Origin of the sequence: Nocardiopsis kunsanensis DSM 44524 (assembly GCF_000340965.1) — a bacterium.
In the GTDB taxonomy this organism is placed as follows: Bacteria; Actinomycetota; Actinomycetes; order Streptosporangiales; family Streptosporangiaceae; genus Nocardiopsis; species Nocardiopsis kunsanensis.
In genome coordinates this window covers 58680-74637 of record NZ_ANAY01000012.1, presented here as the reverse complement: position 1 = coordinate 74637, position 15958 = coordinate 58680, and the positions used below count along the sequence as shown (strand labels likewise).

The window sequence follows — 15958 nt, the reverse complement described above, 5'->3', positions numbered from 1 at the left end:
TGCGCGTTCGCCCGCCGAAGGTAGGGTCACGCCCGTGAACGCCCTACCCGCACGGGTTCTCGTCGTCGAGGACGACGAAATGATCCGGGAACTCATCCGCCTCAACCTCGAACTCGAGGGCTTCGAGGTGTTCACGGCCGTCGACGGCCAGGACTGTCTCGAGCGGGTCGACCACATCGACCCGCACGTGGTCACGCTGGACGTGATGATGCCGCGCCTGGACGGCTGGACCGCCGCAGAGCGCCTGCGTGCGCGCCGGCCGGAGACGGCCTGCCGGATCGTGCTCGTCACGGCACGTGCACAGGAAGAGGACCGCAAGCACGGGGAACGCATCGGGGTGGACGCCTACATGACCAAACCCTTCGACCCCGACGCGCTCGTGGAAGTCGTCCGTGAACTGCTGGAGGGGGAACGGGAGTGACTCCGTGGTCCCTGGAAGCAGAGGTCCGGAGCGCCGCGGCGCATGCCTTCGGCATCGACCCGGAGCAGGTCCCCTTCGCCTGGCCGCGCGCCGAACAGGCCCAGGAGGGCCACGACGCCGCCTCCCCCCTCGCACCCCGGATCGTCCGCCTCGTGTGCACCTCCCGGGGCAAGGACGCGCCCGTGCTCGTGGGCGGGCGCCTGGCCGAGGAACTGCGGCCCGGGTACGCCGACGTCCGCGGTGACCGGAGGGGGTTCGTCAACGTCACCCTCACCGGCGAACAGCGCACCCGCATGGTCCGTGCGGCTGCCGACGGCCCCCGTTGGCTCACCGGCCGCGCCTGGACGGGGGAAGGCGTATGGCCGCGTACCGCCCTGCACGAGTCCGGTCCGCTCGCCCAGGCCCGCAGGCGCGCACGCGCCGACGCTAGGGCCCGCATCACCCTGGCCCTCGCCCCCCAGGCCCCGCCGGCCCGGTCGGGGGAGAAGGAGGTCGGCTGGCGCGACCCCTACCGCGACGGGGACAGGACGGAGCTGGTCTCCGAGGCCGCCCGCGTCCTGGGTACCATCGGTGAGGACAGCGCCCGCGTGGCCTTCTGTCGCTCCATCCCCGAGCACCCCCGCGAAGGCGAGACCACCGGGAACGATCTTCCGGTGCTTCCCTCCGCCGACCGTCCGGGCGCATGGTCCCGTCTGACCGACGCCAACCCGGCCTTCCGTCTGCGTTACGCCCACGCCCACGCCACCAGCCAGGAGCGTTGGACCGCCGCCGGGGCCCTGCCCCCTGCGGCCTGTCCCGCGCACACGGCCTCGGTGCGCGGATGCCTGTTCGACGGTCCCAGCGCGCTGGATTCGGCCGCACGCAGAGAGGAACCCCATATCCTGGTCAGATACCTGGAAGGGCTGGCCAGTGCCTACGATGAGTGGCGGACGTGTCCCCGCGCCGCTGCGCGGTCGGAGGGGGCCGTCGCGGACCCGGCGCTACCCGCCGCCGTCGCCGGGGTCCTGCGTACGGGGCTCTTCCTCCTCGGCGTGTCCGCGCCCACAAGGCTGTAGGACCTGCCGAAGACGTCGTCGCGCGCCCCGACCCGACCCCCTCGTCCCGACCGGATCGGTGGACAATGATCGGGGCGTCCTCGCCACAGCACAGACGAAAGTCCAGTCGAAAGCCCATCATGAGCCGCTACGCGCACCCCGCCGGATCCCGCCACGCGGAGATCCTGCCGGAGGAGAACCCGCCACTGCCGCCCGAGGACCTCAACGCACTCGACCCCAAGGTCTGGCCCGCCACGTCCCGCCGTGTGGACGGCGAGCTGACCGTCGGCGGCCTCGGCGTCGGCGACCTCGCCCGCACCTACGGCACGCCGCTCTTCGTCATGGACGAGGAGGACTTCCGCGCCCGGGCCCGTGACTACAGCACCGCCTTCACCGGTTCGGACGTCTACTACGCCGGGAAGGCCCTGCTCACCAAGGCCGTCGCCCGCTGGGCCACCGAAGAAGGCATGAAGCTGGACGTGTGCTCGGGCGGCGAACTGGCCGTCGCCCTGGCCGCCGAGGTCCCGCCGGAACGCATCGGCATGCACGGCAACAACAAGTCCGTCGCCGAACTGCGCCGAGCGGTCGAGGCCGGCGTCGGCCGCATCATCGTCGACTCCCTCGACGAGATCGACCGCCTGGAGTCGGTGGCCGCCGAGGCCGGCGCCCGCCCCAAGATCCTCATCCGGGTCACCACGGGAGTGGAGGCGCACACACACGAATTCGTCGCCACCGCGCACGACGACCAGAAGTTCGGCTTCGCGATGAGCACCGGCGCAGCCGCGGAGGCCGTCCGCCGCTCCCTGGCCTCCGAACACCTCGACCTCGTCGGCCTGCACTCGCACATCGGCTCACAGATCTTCGACACCTCCGGGTTCGAGGTCGCCGCACGCCGGGTCGCGCGCTTCCTCACACAGATCCACGAGGAACTCGACGTCACCCTCGCCGAACTCGACCTCGGCGGCGGACTGGGCATCGCCTACACCTCCGACGACGACCCCCTCGACCCCAAGACCATCGCCGCCGGCCTGACCACCATCGTGCACCGCGAGTGCGAGGAGGCCGGTCTGCCGGTCCCGCGCATCGCAGTGGAACCCGGCCGGGCGATCGCGGGCCCCGCAGGCATCACCGTCTACGAGGTCGGAACGGTCAAGGACGTCGAGGGCATCCGCACCTACGTCAGCGTCGACGGCGGCATGAGCGACAACATCCGTACCGCCCTGTACGGGTCGGAGTACACCGGCCGCCTGGTCTCCAGGGTCAGCGAGAGCGGTCCGATGCTCTCGCGCCTGGTCGGCAAGCACTGTGAGAGCGGTGACATCATCGTGCACGACCTGTACCTTCCCGAGGACCTGCGCCCCGGGGACCTGGTCGCCGTCGCGGCCACAGGTGCCTACTGCTACTCCATGGCGAGCAACTACAACCACCTGCCGCGCCCGGCCATGGTCGCGGTACGGGACGGGGACGCGCGGGTCATCGTGCGCAGGGAGACCGAAGAGGACCTGCTCCGGCTCGACGTCGGCTGAGAAAACCCAGGAGCGGCCCCGGCCGCGCGAGGTCACGGACACGAGAGAAGTGGGAGTCACGCCCAAATGGCGATGAAGGTGGCGCTGCTCGGATGCGGCGTAGTGGGTTCGGAAGTCGTCCGACTGATCGACGAGCAGCCCGAGGAACTGGCCGCACGTGTGGGCACACCGTTGGAGATCGGCGGTATCGCGGTGCGCCGCCTCGACCGCGACCGCGGTGTCGACCCGGCACTACTGACCACCGACGCCACGGCACTGGCCACCCGGCCCGACATCGACGTGGTCGTCGAAGTCATCGGCGGTATCGAACCCGCCCGGTCGCTGATCCTCGCCGCACTCAAGGCAGGCAAGTCCGTGGTCACCGCCAACAAGGCGCTGCTGGCCGAGGACGGGCAGACCCTGCACACCGCCGCACGCGAAGCCGGTGTCGACCTGTTCTACGAGGCCTCGGTGGCCGGGGCGATCCCGCTCCTGCGTCCGCTGCGGGACTCCCTGGCCGGCGACCGCGTCGACCGCGTGCTGGGCATTGTCAACGGCACCACCAACTACGTCCTGGACCGCATGGACTCGGCCGGCAGCGGATTCACCGAGGCCCTGGAGGAGGCCCAGACCCTCGGGTACGCCGAAGCCGACCCGACCGCCGACGTGGAGGGCTTCGACGCCGCGGCCAAGGCCGCGATCCTGGCCCGCCTGGCCTTCCACACCCAGCAGGTCACCGCCGACGACGTGCACCGCGAAGGCATCACCGGTGTCTCCGCAGCCGACATCGCCGGCGCCCGTGCGATGGGGTGTGTCGTCAAACTCCTGGCGATCTGCCAGCGCTCCGAGGACGGAGGATCCGTGGGTGTGCGCGTCCACCCGGTGATGCTCCCCGTCGAACACCCCCTCGCCAGCGTCAAGGAGGCCTACAACGCGGTCTTCGTCGAGGCCGAGTCCGCCGGCAGCCTGATGTTCTACGGTGCCGGGGCCGGAGGCACGCCCACCGCCAGTGCCGTCCTCGGCGACCTGGTGGCCGTGGCCCGCAACCGCCTCGCCGACACCCACGTGGGCGAGGGCGGACACGACACCGGCCTGCTGGTCCACGACATGGGCGAGACCGTCACCAGCTACCACGTCTCCCTGGACGTCGCCGACCGCCCCGGCGTACTCGCCACGGTCGCCGAGATCTTCGCCGAGCACGGGGTCTCCATCAAGAACGTGCGCCAGGAGGGCAGCGGCGACGACGCCCAACTCGTCCTCGTCAGCCACCGAGCACCCGACGCCGCGCTGCGCAGCACCGTCGAACGGCTGCAGGAGGACGACTCCGTGCGGGAGGTCGCCAGTGTGATGCGGGTGGAGAACTTCGACTAGGGGGTTCTCCCCGGGCCTGCGCTGCGGCCCGCCCGTCACCCGCCCTCAACGGACTCCTACGGCGCGGTGTCCCGCGGGCGGGCCGCCCTTGAAGGTACGTTCTCCGGCCTCTCCGCGGTCGTCCTCGTTCCTGCGGGTGCCCGCTCCAGTGCCTCCGAGGGGCGTGCCGGCGTCCGAACGCAACCCCGTGGGGCGGAACACCGCCCCGCACAGTCGGAAACTGACCGAATAGCGAGACGCGCGACCGTGATCCGAGACAGTCGCTGATGGTCATAGACTTGTCAGCAGGTGGGAGCCCCTGCACTCGTTCCGGGCGGCCCACCGGACACATCGCGCGTGGAGCGTCATCCAACACCCGAAAGGGACACCGTCGTGAGCATGGCACGGGCGTGGCGAGGCGTCGTCGAGGAATACCGCGACCACCTCCCCGTCAACGAGAAGACCCCAGTCGTCACCCTCCAGGAGGGCGGGACCCCGCTCCTGCCGGCGGTGCGTGTGTCCGAGCTGACCGGTTGCGACGTCCATCTCAAGGTGGAGGGCCTCAACCCGACCGGTTCCTTCAAGGACCGCGGTATGACGATGGCCATCAGCAAGGCGGCCGAGGAAGGCGCCCAGGCGGTCATCTGCGCCTCCACCGGCAACACCAGCGCGAGCGCCGCCGCCTACGCCATCCGTGCGGGCATGACCTGCGCCGTCCTGGTCCCCCAGGGCAAGATCGCCATGGGCAAACTCGCCCAGGCCCTCGTGCACGGCGCCCGCCTGCTCCAGGTCGACGGCAACTTCGACGACTGCCTGGAACTGGCCCGCAAGCTCAGCATCGACTACCCGGTCGCGCTGGTGAACTCGGTCAACCCCTACCGCCTCCAGGGGCAGAAGACCGCCGCGTTCGAGATCGTCGACGCGCTCGGGGACGCCCCCGACATCCACTGCATCCCCGTGGGCAACGCCGGCAACATCTCCGCGTACTGGATGGGCTACTCCGAGTACGCCGACGACGGTGTCTCCAGCCGTAAGCCCCGTATGTTCGGGTTCCAGGCCAGCGGATCCGCGCCCCTGGTCAACGGTGAACCGGTCACCACGCCCAACACCATCGCCACCGCCATCCGCATCGGCAACCCGGCCTCCTGGGACCTGGCCGAGAACGCCCGGGAGGGTTCCGGCGGACTCATCGACAAGGTCACCGACCGCCAGATCATGGCCGCCTACAAGCTTCTGGCCGCCGAGGAGGGCGTCTTCGTCGAGCTGGCCTCCGCCGCGAGTGTGGCCGGGCTGATCCAGGCCGCCGAGCAGGGGCTGGTCCCCCGGGGCAGCCGTGTGGTCTGCACCGTCACCGGCAACGGCCTCAAGGACCCGGACTGGGCCCTGGCCGGCGCCGGCGCGGCCACCACGGTCCCGGTCGATGCCCAGGACGCCGCCCAGGCCCTCGACCTCGCCTGACCCCGGGGCGGCCCCCACCGCTCGCACACGCCACTCCCGGACACGTCCCGGGACGCCCCACCGAGGAGCCCACGATGCCCCGACCCACGCGGGTGACGGTCCATGCGCCCGCAACGAGCGCCAACCTCGGACCCGGGTACGACAGCCTGGGCATGGCGCTGAGCCTGTACAACGAGTTCGAGGTCCGTGTCCGCGACGACGCCCGGACGACGGTCCACGTCGAGGGCGAGGGCGCCGGCGAGGTCCCGCTCGACGAGCGCCACCTGGTGGTCCGTTCACTGCGTGAGGCCTTCGACCGGGTGGGGGAGAAGGCCCCCGGCGTGGATCTGGTCTGTGTGAACCGCGTACCGCACTCACGGGGGCTGGGCTCCTCCTCCACCGCGATCGTCGGCGGGATCACCGTGGCCGCGGCGCTGCTGGGCCGTACCGGACCCGACGGCGGTCCCGACCGCGACTGGATCTACCAGGTCGCCGCCGACCTCGAGGGCCACCCGGACAATGTGGCGCCCTGTGTGTACGGCGGCTACACGGTCGCCTACCGGGAGGGGCAGGAGTGGGGAGCGGTCTCCGGGGCCGTGGACCCGCGCATCCTCCCGGTGGTGTGTGTGCCGGACTGGCGGCTCTCCACCGAACGGGCCCGCAGCCTACTGCCGGAGAACGTCCCGCATGCCGACGCGGCTTTCAACGCAGGCCGTGCGGCGCTCATGACGGCGGCTGTTCGTGGCCATCCCCGGGGTCTGTACGCGGCCACCCGGGACCGGCTGCACGAGTCCTACCGGGCCCCGGCGATGCCGTTGTCCGTCGACCTGGTCTCCGAACTCAGAGAACACGAGAACCTGCCTGCCGTGGTCTCGGGCGCGGGGCCCACCGTGTTGGTGTTGTGCTCGGTGACGGAAGGTGACGCCGACACGGAATCGCCGGAAATCGCCCGCCAGCTTGGTTCAATCCGGGGGAGGGCGGGTAAGGACTGGGATGTACGCCCCCTGCATGTCGAGCCGGCGGGGGTGTGGACCCCATCTCCCCATCCGTAGCTTCCGTGTCGAGGAATAGTCGTGGCCGCTGGTGATGTTAGGCTTGGTGTAGCACCAGATGCCCCGTTGCGGGGCGTGTGCTCATCCGCCACGACGGCACCCGCGTCCCATACTCCGGCGGTCCGGTCCTACGATCGCGCGGAGGCGGTGGCCCGAGTGGTGAGTCAGCGGTTCTCCGCGGCCTTGCCCTTCATTTCCCGCAGTCACCTTTTCCCCGGATGAGTGTGACCACGGTTGACGGGCATCATCACCGAGCCATCCGCCCCGACGTCTGGCTTCACCCAGAGCCCGCCGCGATTGGGTAGGGGACCGTCTTCTCGCCGGTTTCCGACATCGACGTGGGGCACGCCCTACCCGGCCCCTGCCGGTTCGCAACACACGGGCCGGTCGTTACAGCGACCTGCTGACGGCCGAAGCCCGCTCCTTGGGAAGGACCCTTAGTGAGCGACACTACCGAGCTCCACACGGACGCGGCGGTCGACAGCAGAGCCACCACCGACGCTTCCGGTGCCGAGAGCGGTGAGTCGGCGTCCAAGAACGCCTCCTCCGCCTCTCGGTCCCGCGCCGGCGCGCGGGGTACCGGGCTCGCGGCTCTGAAGCTCCCCGAGCTGCAAAAGCTCGCGTCGAGCCTGGGCATCACCGGTACGGGGCGTATGCGTAAGAGCGACGTCATCGCCGCGATCGAAGCCAAGCAGGGGGGTCCCGTCGAGGCCCCCTCGAAGGGCAGAACAGAAAAACAAGCAGACCCGGCGCCCAAGGCCGGTAAGGTCGGGGCCACCGGCGAACCGGCCGAGGCCCAGGCCTCCGAGAAGACGGCCTCGGACAGCACCCGAGACAGCAGGAAGTCATCGGGTGAGCAGCCGTCGGACCAGGCCGTGGCCGACTCCCAGGGTGGGAAGGGCGACAAGCCCTCCCAGAACCGGCGTTCGTCCCGCAACCGCGGTGACAACTCCGGTGGACAGCCCCGAGCGGTGGACGGCGCCGACTCCTCTACCTCCGCGAGCAGCGTGACCAAGACATCCAGCACCCCCCGGAAGAACGGCCCCGACTCCTCTGAGGACCGGGAGAACAACAACCGGTCCGGCCAGGGGCGAGAGCGTCAGCGAAACCGCCGCAACCGCAACCGCGGTGGCGGAGGCGGTAATGACGACCAGAACAACAACGCCCAGCAGGGCGGCGGTGGTCAGAACCAGGGCCGTGACAACAACAACGACGACGACTTCGGCGGTGGCGGCGGCCGTCGGCGCGGACGGCGGCGCGACCGCCGCGACCGGCGCCGTGGCGGCGGCCAGGACACCGAGCCGGTGATCGGTGAGGACGACGTCCTGCTGCCGGTCGCGGGGATCCTCGACATCCTCGACAACTACGCCTTCGTGCGTACGACCGGCTACCTGCCCGGGCAGAGCGACGTCTACGTCTCCCTCGCCCAGGTGCGCAAGCACGGACTGCGTAAGGGCGACCAGATCGTCGGCGCGGTCCGGCAGCCCCGCGAGGGCGAGCGCCGGGAGAAGTTCAACGCCCTGGTCCGGCTGGATTCGATCAACGGCATGTCGCCCGACCAGGCCAAGGGCCGCCAGGAGTTCTCGAAGCTGGTCCCGCTCTACCCGCAGGAGCGCCTGCGGTTGGAGACCGAGCCCAACATCATGACCACGCGCATCATCGACCTGGTCGCACCGATCGGCAAGGGTCAGCGCGGTCTCATCGTCTCCCCGCCCAAGGCCGGTAAGACGATGGTCATGCAGTCGGTGGCCAACGCGATCACCGAGAACAACCCCGAGTGCTACCTGATGGTCATCCTCGTGGACGAGCGTCCCGAGGAAGTCACGGACATGCAGCGCACGGTCAAGGGCGAGGTCATCCACTCGACCTTCGACCGTCCGGCCGAGGACCACACCACCGTCGCCGACCTGGCCATCGAGCGCGCCAAGCGCCTGGTGGAGATGGGCACCGACGTCGTGGTCCTGCTGGACTCCATCACCCGTCTGGGGCGCGCCTACAACCTGGCCGCCCCGGCCAGCGGGCGCATCATGTCCGGCGGTGTGGACTCCACGGCGCTGTACCCGCCCAAGAAGTTCTTCGGCGCGGCCCGCAACATCGAGGGCGGCGGCTCGCTGACCATCCTGGCGACGGCGCTGGTGGAGACCGGCTCGCGTGCCGACGAGGTGATCTTCGAGGAGTTCAAGGGCACCGGCAACATGGAGCTCAAGCTCAACCGGTCCCTGTCCGACAAGCGGATCTTCCCCGCGGTCGACGTGGACGCCTCCAGCACCCGCAAGGAGGAGATCCTCATGTCCAACGAGGAGCTCCAGGTGGTCTGGAAGCTGCGCCGGGTGCTGCACGCGCTCGACACGCAGCAGGCCATCGAGCTGCTCCTGGACAAGATGAAGGAGTCCAAGAGCAACGCCGAGTTCCTGATGCAGGTGCAGAAGACGACCTGACACAGGTGGTGTGCAGAGGGGCCCTCTCCGTTCTTCTTCGGGGAGGGCCCCTCTTCTGGTGTGTCCGGCCTCCCGTCGGGGAAGCGGCCGCGGGTGAGCGGTTCGGCGGTCCGGTGAACCGGTCCGGAGCGTGAGCTCCCGCCGCCGGGCCCGGAAAAGATCACTTGTGTGTCTCGGATCACAAGAGGGGTGTGTCGCAACACGGAAGTGCGGCTTAGGGTCGCGGCGTCGAGAACCCCCCATGCCAGGGAGCCGTCTGGATGGACAACCTCGCCGTACTCAGCCTTCTGGCCCTCGCCCCCATCGTCCTCATCGGGATCCTGCTCGTGGGTTTCCGTCTCCCCGCCATGTACGCGATGCCCGTCGGTTACGTCGTCGTGGTCGGTATCGCCGTCCACTTCTGGCAGACCGATTGGGTCGCCGTCCTCGCCTCCAGCTTCCAAGGCCTGATCCTCGCGCTCGGCCTGCTCTACATCGTCTTCGGTGCCCTGCTCCTGCTCGCGACCCTGACCAGGAGCGGGGCCATCGCCACCATCAGGCGCACCTTCACCGACATCAGCCCCGACCGCCGTGTGCAGGCCATCATCATCGGCTGGCTCTTCGGCAGTTTCATCGAGGGCGCGTCCGGGTTCGGCACCCCTGCCGCGGTGGTCGCCCCGCTCATGCTCGCCCTGGGTTTCCCGGCCATGGCCGCCGTCATGGTCGGCATGGTCATCCAGAGCACCCCCGTCAGCTTCGGCGCGGTCGGTACGCCCGTCCTGGTGGGCGTCGCCGGCGGCCTCGAGGGCGGCGGCGGAGCGGAGGCACGCGCCGCGGAACTGGGCATGAGCTTCCCGGAGTACATCTCCGAGATCGGTTTCCAGACGGTGCTCCTGCACGCCGCGGCCGGCACCCTCGTCCCGCTGCTCATCTGCTGCATGCTCTGCGGGTTCTACGGGAAGGAACGACGCTTCTCCGACGGCCTCGGAGCCTGGAAGTTCGCGCTCTTCGCCGCCTTCGCCCTCACGGTCCCGTCCGTGCTGTACAACTACTTCCTCGGGGTGGAGTTCACCAGTCTGCTCGGCGGTCTGACCGGCCTGGTCATCGTCGTCCTGGCCGCTCGCAAGGGGTTCCTTCTCCCCAGGACCGTCTGGGACTTCCCGGCCCGCGAGGACTGGCTCTCCCGTTGGACCGGCAAGCTCGAGCCCGGTAGCGGCAGCTCCGAGGTGCTCGGAAGCGGGCCCCGTATCGGCCTGCTGCGTGCCTGGTCGCCCTATCTCCTGGTCGCCGGGGTCCTCGTCCTGTCCCGCACCGTCACCCCGCTCAAGACCTGGCTCGAGGGCATCACGGTCGGATGGGACGACATCCTCGGTACCGGGATCGGTGAGACGGTCCAACCCCTCTTCTCGCCGGGTGCCACCTTCGTCCTGGTGTGTGCGGTGACCTACGTACTCCACCGGATGAGCGGGCGCCAGATCCTCGACTCCTGGAGGACGGCCGGTTCCCAGCTGGCCGGGGCCGCCGTCGCCCTGCTCTTCGCCGTACCCCTGGTGCGGGTCTTCATCAACACGGGGGCCGACTTCGGGCAGGCGGACCTGGAGAGCATGCCGCTTACCCTGGCCGCGGGGGCAGCCGAACTCGGCGGCACGAGCTGGCCGCTGATCGGCCCCTGGATCGGTGCGCTCGGTGCTTTCGTGGCCGGGTCCAACACCATCTCCAACCTCATGTTCTCCCTGTTCCAGCACGCCACCGCCGAACGCATCGCCGTGCCCCCGGAGTCGGTCGTGGCCGCACAGGCCGTCGGCGGTGCCGCGGGCAACATGATCACCGTGCACAACGTCGTCGCCGCCTCCGCTGTGGTCGGTCTCGTGGGCCGGGAGGGGGACGTACTCCGCCAGACCGTGCTGCCGATGGCCTACTACCTGCTGATCGCCGGGTCCCTGGCCTACGTGTTGGTCCACGGGATCGCTCTGCATGCGGGCACGGCCCTGCTGGCCGTGACACTGATCGCTCTGGCCGCCCTGCTCGCCCTGCTCAGACGCCGGGACGCCCGTCTGCCGGTCCCCGAGCACACACGGCTGCCGCGGCCGGACCGTGGAGGGAGCCGTTCGGAATAGGGACTGGTCCCGGCATCGTTGTGAATCTGGCAAACTGGTAACGAGGACTGGTCCGCCCCTTTCCCGGGGCCGCCGTCCTGACTATCCAGATCGCCGCGGCACCGGTTCGCGCATGGCCCGATTCGACCGACCACCCCTGGTGGCGGGCTCGGCATGCGTCCGGCGGCTGCGCCCCTGAAGAGGAGACACACCATGCAGTCCGACATCCACCCCGAGTACGTTCCGACCGAGGTGACCTGCACTTGCGGAGCCCACTTCGTCACGCGGAGCACCCTGACTGCGGGCGAACTGCGTACGGACGTGTGCTCCGAGTGCCACCCGTTCTACACCGGCAAGCAGAAGATCCTCGACACCGGTGGCCGGGTCGCCCGCTTCGAGAAGCGCTTCGGTAAGCGCGCCGCCAAGTAGCGCTGCCCGCTCTCCGGCGGCGCCGACTCGGCGCCGCCGGTGCACAGTGTCCGCCCGGCACGGGGCGGCACACACGCAGGCGAGGCAAGCGACACAAGACGGGAACGTGGCACAGTGAAGCTGGACGACCTTCTGGGGGAGTACTACGAGCTGGAACAGCAGCTCGCCGATCCCGAGGTGCACGCCGAACCGAACAAGGCACGCACACTCGGCAAGAGGTATTCGCACCTGACCCCCATCATCGAGACCTACCGCCAGCTCAACGAGGTCGAGAAGGACATCGAGGCCGCGCGTGAACTCGCGTCGGAGGACCCCGCCTTCGCCGAAGAGGCCGACCGTCTGTCCCAGCAGGCCGACGAGCTCACCGAGCGCCTGCGAGTGCTGCTGATCCCGCGCGACCCCGCCGACGAGAAGAACCTCATCATGGAGGTCAAGGCCGGCGAGGGCGGCGAGGAGTCCGCACTGTTCGCCGGCGACCTGGTCCGCATGTACCTGCGCTACGCCGAACGCCTGGGCTTCAAGACCGAGGTCATCAACGCCACCCACTCCGACCTCGGCGGCTACAAGGACATCACCATCGCCTTCAAGAACAAGGGCAACCCCGAACCCGGTACCGGGGTCTGGCCGGTGCTCAAGTTCGAGGGCGGTGTGCACCGTGTGCAGCGTGTGCCCGTGACCGAGTCCCAGGGGCGCATCCACACCTCGGCCGCCGGCGTGCTCGTGGTCCCCGAGGCCGAGGAGATCGAGGTCCAGATCCACGACAACGACCTGCGCATCGACGTCTACCGCTCCTCCGGACCCGGCGGCCAGAGCGTCAACACCACCGACTCGGCCGTGCGGATCACCCACCTGCCCACCGGGATCGTGGCCTCCTGCCAGAACGAGAAGAGCCAGCTCCAGAACAAGGAACAGGCCCTGCGGATCCTGCGCGCCCGCATCTACGCCGAGGCCCAGGCCAGCGTCGACGCCGAGGCCGCGGCCGAGCGCAAGAGCCAGGTCCGCACCGTCGACCGCTCCGAGCGGGTGCGCACCTACAATTTCCCGGAGAACCGCATCTCCGACCACCGGGTCAACTACAAGGCCTACAACCTCGACCAGGTCCTCGACGGCGAGCTGGACGGGGTCATCCGCGCATTGACGGAGGCCGACACCAAGGAGAGGCTCGAAGCCGCACAGTCGTAACGGGATCCCCTTCCTGGACGAGGGGCCGGTTACGCCTACACCGCACAGAAGGAGGCAAGGGCTTCCTCCCTCGCCCGACGGCGGGGGCGTCCGCCCCACACGACCGATGAACTTCCTGCTCGACGAGGTCGCCCGCGCGACACTGCGACTCGCGGAGGCGGGCATCGCATCGCCACGCACGGACGCCGAGGAACTCGCGGCGTTCGTGCACGGTGTTCGTCGAGGAGGACTGCACTCGGTCGCCGACTCCGATTTCGACGCCCGGTACTGGGAGTGTGTGGCCCGGCGGGAGGCACGCGAGCCCCTGCAGCACATCACCGGCCACGCCTACTTCCGCTACCTGGAGTTGCGTGTGGGGCCGGGGGTGTTCGTGCCCCGTCCCGAGACCGAGATCATGGTCGACTGGGCGATCGAGACCTTGCGGTCCATGGACGTGGCCGACCCGCTCGTGGTCGACCTGGGTGCCGGGTCGGGTGCCATCGCCATCTCCATCGCCCAGGAGGTGCCGCGTTCGCGTGTGCACACCGTCGAGATCGAGCCCGAGGCCCTGAAGTGGGCGGAGCTCAACATCCGGGAGACCGGCCACAGCGACCGTGTCCACGCGCACGCGGGCGACATGCGCACCGCGCTCCCGGAACTGGACGGCCGCGTCGACCTGGTCATCAGCAATCCCCCCTACGTTCCCACCCGTGACGGCGAGGTCATCCCGCCCGAGGTCCGCGACTACGACCCCTCACCGTCCTTGTGGTCGGGGGAGGACGGCCTCGACATGATCCGCGACCTGGAGAAGGTCGGACGGCGGTTGCTGCGGCCGGGTGGCGCGATGGCCGTCGAACACCACGACGGCCAAGGGATCGAGATCCCGTGGTTCTTCCCCGAGGACCGGGGCTGGCGCGACGTGCTCAACCGCAAGGACATGGCCAGACGCGACCGTTTCGTGGTCATGCGCCGGGCCGACGAGGACACCTGAGTCTTGAAGAGGTGAACGACAGGTGAGCCGTATCTACGACTGTGCGGACGACACCGCCCGCAAGGACGGGGTCACCGATGCCGCTTCGGCGGTACGCCGCGGCGATCTGGTGGTGATGCCGACCGACACCGTGTACGGCATCGGTACCGACGCCTTCAACCCCACCGCAGTGACCCGGTTGCTGGAGACCAAGGGACGGGGCCGGGACATGCCGCCGCCGGTCCTGGTCGGGTCCATGCGTGCGGCCACCGCGCTCGTCGACGACCTGGGCAGTCACGGCCGCGACCTCATGGAGGAGTTCTGGCCGGGTCCGCTCACCCTGGTGTGTACCGCGACCCCGAGTCTGTCCTGGGACCTGGGCAACACCAAGGGCACCGTCGGGGTACGTATGCCCATGAACCCGGTCGCGCTGGAGCTGCTCAAGGAGACCGGCCCGATGGCGGTCAGCAGCGCCAACAAGTCGGGGCAGGAGGCCGCACTACGGGTGGAGGAGGCCGTCGAGCAGCTCGGTGAGGAGGACGTCGCCGTCTACCTCGACGGTGGCGAGGCCGATTCCGGGGTGCCCTCCACCATCGTGGACCTGACCTACGCGGTGCCGCGGGTGCTGCGCCAGGGGGCGATCTCCATCGAACAGCTGCGTTCCGTGTGCGGCACCGTCATCGGTGAACTGCGCAAGCCCAAGAAGCGCACCGGGGCCGAGGACGAGGAGACGGCCGGCCCCGGGGAAGCCGCTGAGTCCCCGTCCGGTGGCGGGCCCGCCGCTGAACAGGGGACCGGGGCCGTGGCCGCGGAGGAGAGCAGCGAGGCTCCGGCCGGCGGTGAGGACCGGGCCGAGGAGAAGGCCGAGACCGCCGAGAAGGCCTCCGGGGGCCGTTCCTCCGGCGGCGACCGTTCGGAGGACTAGAAGGGACGGACGGTGCGCGAGTACGCACTCACGTTCGTCATCGCTGTCGCGGTGACCTACCTGTTGGTTCCTTTGGTGCGCAAGTTCGCGATCGCGATCGGGGCCACGCCTCCGGTCCGCGACCGCGACGTGCACAAGGAGCCCATCCCCCGCATGGGTGGGATCGCCATCTACGGCGGTTTCGGGGCTGCGCTGCTGATCTCCGCCCAACTCCCGCACCTGCAGAACGTCTTCGTCGCCGACACCTGGTGGGGCCTGCTGCTGGCGGGTGGCCTCATCACCCTGATCGGCATCGTGGACGACCGGTGGGGGATGGACGCCATCAGCAAGCTCGCCGGACAGACCGCCGCGGCGGGCATCCTCGTGGCGCACGGCGTGCAGCTGTTGTGGCTGCCGTTGCCGGGTACGCAGCTGTCCCTGGGGCCCTGGCTCGGGGCGATGATCTCGGTGCTGCTCATCGTGGTGACCATCAACGCGGTCAACTTCGCCGACGGTCTGGACGGCCTGGCCGCGGGCATCGTCGGTATCTCGTCGCTGGCCTTCTTCGCCTACTACTACGTGGTCGCGGTCGAGCAGGGGTTCGAGCGCCAGTCCTACCCGGCGATGATCGCGATCATCCTGGCCGGCACGTGTCTGGGTTTCCTCTTCCACAACTTCAACCCGGCCAAGATCTTCATGGGCGACACCGGGTCGATGCTGCTCGGCCTGTTGCTGACCTCCATCACCATCAACGTCACCGGCCAGTTCGACGCCAACACCGCCCGGGAGGAGTTCAACTCCGGCCTGGTGGTCTTCCTGCCGATCCTCCTGCCGCTGTTGGTGATCGCCCTGCCCCTGGCCGACCTCGTGCTGGCCGTCCTGCGCCGCACGCTGGCCGGGAAGTCGCCGTTCGCCCCCGACCGCGGACACCTGCACCACAGGCTCCTGGACATGGGGCACAGCCACGTACGAGCGGTGCTCCTGATGTACCTGTGGGCGGGGATCGTGGCCTTCGCCGCGGTGTCGCTGTCGGTCTTCGACACCCCTCTGCTCGTCCTGACGGTCACGGCCCTGGTCGCGCTCTGTGCGGTCGGTCTCATCGTGCTGCCCCGTCTCCAGCGCCGCGGGCTGCTCTCGTGGGAGCGTATAGGACGCGTTAAGACTCGTTCCGGTCACGATTGA

General features: G+C 69.5%; 13 protein-coding genes. All 13 read left to right on the top strand.

What is annotated here, in order from left to right; all coding sequences use genetic code 11:
* Positions 1–34 precede the first annotated feature (34 nt).
* Positions 35–421 (top strand): response regulator, encoded by a 387-nt coding sequence (locus tag D456_RS0110380; protein WP_017576114.1) that lies wholly within the window; start codon positions 35–37, stop codon positions 419–421.
* Positions 418–1476 (top strand): DALR anticodon-binding domain-containing protein, encoded by a 1059-nt coding sequence (locus D456_RS0110375; protein WP_017576113.1) that lies wholly within the window; start codon positions 418–420, stop codon positions 1474–1476. Before D456_RS0110380 ends, D456_RS0110375 begins: the two co-directional genes overlap by 4 nt.
* 119 nt (positions 1477–1595) lie before the next feature.
* Positions 1596–2981 carry a diaminopimelate decarboxylase gene (lysA, locus tag D456_RS0110370; protein ID WP_017576112.1) on the top strand — a complete coding sequence of 462 codons (1386 nt, stop codon included), beginning with the start codon at positions 1596–1598 and terminating at the stop codon, positions 2979–2981.
* Between the two features lie 66 nt (positions 2982–3047).
* Positions 3048–4331: a homoserine dehydrogenase gene (locus D456_RS0110365; protein ID WP_017576111.1), complete on the top strand. Its 1284-nt coding sequence runs from the start codon at positions 3048–3050 to the stop codon at positions 4329–4331.
* Positions 4332–4709: 378 nt separating this feature from the next.
* Complete coding sequence (thrC, locus tag D456_RS0110360; protein ID WP_193373825.1) at positions 4710–5768, top strand: threonine synthase; 1059 nt, start codon at positions 4710–4712, stop codon at positions 5766–5768.
* A gap of 92 nt (positions 5769–5860) precedes the next feature.
* Positions 5861–6799 (top strand): homoserine kinase, encoded by a 939-nt coding sequence (thrB, locus tag D456_RS0110355; protein ID WP_017576109.1) that lies wholly within the window; start codon positions 5861–5863, stop codon positions 6797–6799.
* 440 nt (positions 6800–7239) lie between these two features.
* Entirely contained in the window at positions 7240–9237 is a 1998-nt protein-coding gene (gene rho / locus D456_RS0110350; RefSeq protein WP_017576108.1) for a transcription termination factor Rho, read from the top strand.
* A gap of 260 nt (positions 9238–9497) precedes the next feature.
* Positions 9498–11333, top strand: coding sequence for an L-lactate permease (locus tag D456_RS0110345; protein WP_017576107.1), 1836 nt, complete (start codon positions 9498–9500; stop codon positions 11331–11333).
* Positions 11334–11525: 192 nt separating this feature from the next.
* Entirely contained in the window at positions 11526–11741 is a 216-nt protein-coding gene (gene rpmE / locus D456_RS0110340; protein WP_017576106.1) for a 50S ribosomal protein L31, read from the top strand.
* Positions 11742–11855: 114 nt separating this feature from the next.
* Positions 11856–12923 (top strand): peptide chain release factor 1, encoded by a 1068-nt coding sequence (gene prfA, locus D456_RS0110335; protein WP_017576105.1) that lies wholly within the window; start codon positions 11856–11858, stop codon positions 12921–12923.
* A gap of 106 nt (positions 12924–13029) precedes the next feature.
* Positions 13030–13893 carry a peptide chain release factor N(5)-glutamine methyltransferase gene (prmC, locus tag D456_RS0110330; protein ID WP_017576104.1) on the top strand — a complete coding sequence of 288 codons (864 nt, stop codon included), beginning with the start codon at positions 13030–13032 and terminating at the stop codon, positions 13891–13893.
* A gap of 22 nt (positions 13894–13915) precedes the next feature.
* A complete protein-coding gene (locus D456_RS0110325; protein ID WP_017576103.1) occupies positions 13916–14797 on the top strand; it encodes an L-threonylcarbamoyladenylate synthase in 882 nt (293 codons plus the stop codon).
* A gap of 12 nt (positions 14798–14809) precedes the next feature.
* Entirely contained in the window at positions 14810–15958 is a 1149-nt protein-coding gene (locus D456_RS0110320) for a glycosyltransferase family 4 protein (RefSeq protein WP_017576102.1), read from the top strand.